Raw genomic sequence first — 1,540 nt, 5'->3', positions numbered from 1 at the left:
GTCACGCAGGCGGCTTGACTTCGTCATTGAGTAATCCGATCTCCGGACGGTGATACCCCAAAGGGGAGAAAATTGGCTCCGGTCGTCCGGCTGACGTCGCGGAGTCTTGGCGCCACCGGAGCCCGACATTGAGTAGGACGCCGGGGACCCTTCGTCAGGCACCCGGAAGTGTTGCTTCGAGCATGTGAATCAGATTCTTTTGCCTGCTTGGTCCCCGCCGGACGGCTGCTGCGCAACTGCACACCGCACGAGGGGAGGACCGGGGCATGGACGTGGTCCACGAACGATGCGCCGGAATCGACATCGGCAAGGCGGACGTGAAGGTGTGCGTCCGCGTCCAGGGACCGGGCAAACGCCGCCGCAAGGAGATCCGTACGTTCTCCACCATGACCCGTGACCTGCTGGCGATGCGGGACTGGCTGCTCGCCGAACAGGTCACCGTGGTCGGCATGGAAGCCACGGGGTCGTACTGGAAACCCGTGTTCTACCTGCTGGAGAACGACATCGAGTGCTGGCTGCTGAACGCCCGGCACATGAAGAACGTGCCTGGCCGCAAGACCGATGTCGCCGACTCCGAGTGGATCTGCAAGATGGTCGAACACGGTCTGGTGCGGCACTCGTTCGTGCCGCCGCCGGCCATCCGGCAGCTGCGGGACCTGACCCGCTACCGCACCGAGGTCATCCGAGAACGGACCCGCGAGGCCCAGCGACTGGAGAAGCTCCTGGAGGACTCGGGGATCAAGCTGTCCGCGGTCGTCTCTGACCTGCTGGGCAAATCGGCCCGCGCGATGCTGGAGGCCCTGATCGCCGGAGAGCGCAACCCGGAGGTCCTCGCTGAGATGGCCCTCGCCAGCATGCGTTCCAAGCGTCAGATCCTCGCCCAGGCGCTGACCGGCCGGTTCACCGACCACCATGCCTTCCTCGCGCGCACCATGCTCGACCGGATCGACGCGGTCAGGGCGACCGAGGCCCGGCTGAGCGAGGAGATCACCCGCCAACTCGATCCGTTTCGGCGCCAGATCGAGCTGCTGGCCACCATCCCCGGCGTCAGCACCCGCTCGGCGGAGATGATCCTGGCCGAGATCGGCGCGGATATGACCCGCTTCCCTTCGGCCGCCCACCTGGCTTCGTGGGCCGGGATGTGTCCGGGCAACTACGAGTCCTCCGGCAAGCACACCTCCGGCAAGTCCCGGCCCGGCGATCCATGGCTGAAGAACGCGCTCGGCCTCGCCGCCACGGCTGCGGCCCGCAGCAAGAACACCTACCTCGCGTCCCGCTACAAACGCATCGCGATCCGCCGCGGGAAGAAGCGTGCCCTGGTCGCGGTCGGCCACACGATCCTGACCTCGATCTGGCACATGCTCACCAACAACGCCGAGTACACCGACCTCGGAGCGGACTACTTCCTCCAGCGAACCGGCCGGACGCGGCAGACACGGCGCCTGGTCAGCCAGCTCAACATGCTCGGTTATCAAGTGTCCCTCCAATCAGCGGAAGCGGGGTGACCTGCGGGAAGGTTGGATTTTCGAATCAGACTCCT

Annotated in this window: 1 protein-coding gene; it reads left to right on the top strand. The window is 65.8% G+C overall.

Annotated elements, in window-relative coordinates; translation table 11 throughout:
• The first annotated feature begins 266 nt into the window (after positions 1–266).
• A complete protein-coding gene (locus ABZ490_RS52140; RefSeq protein WP_359008125.1) occupies positions 267–1,505 on the top strand; it encodes an IS110 family transposase in 1,239 nt (412 codons plus the stop codon).
• Positions 1,506–1,540 lie beyond the last annotated feature (35 nt).

This window comes from Streptomyces sp. NPDC005811, assembly GCF_040630405.1.
Taxonomy (GTDB): Bacteria; Actinomycetota; Actinomycetes; order Streptomycetales; family Streptomycetaceae; genus Streptomyces.
This window is presented reverse-complemented; position numbering and strand designations above follow the sequence as displayed.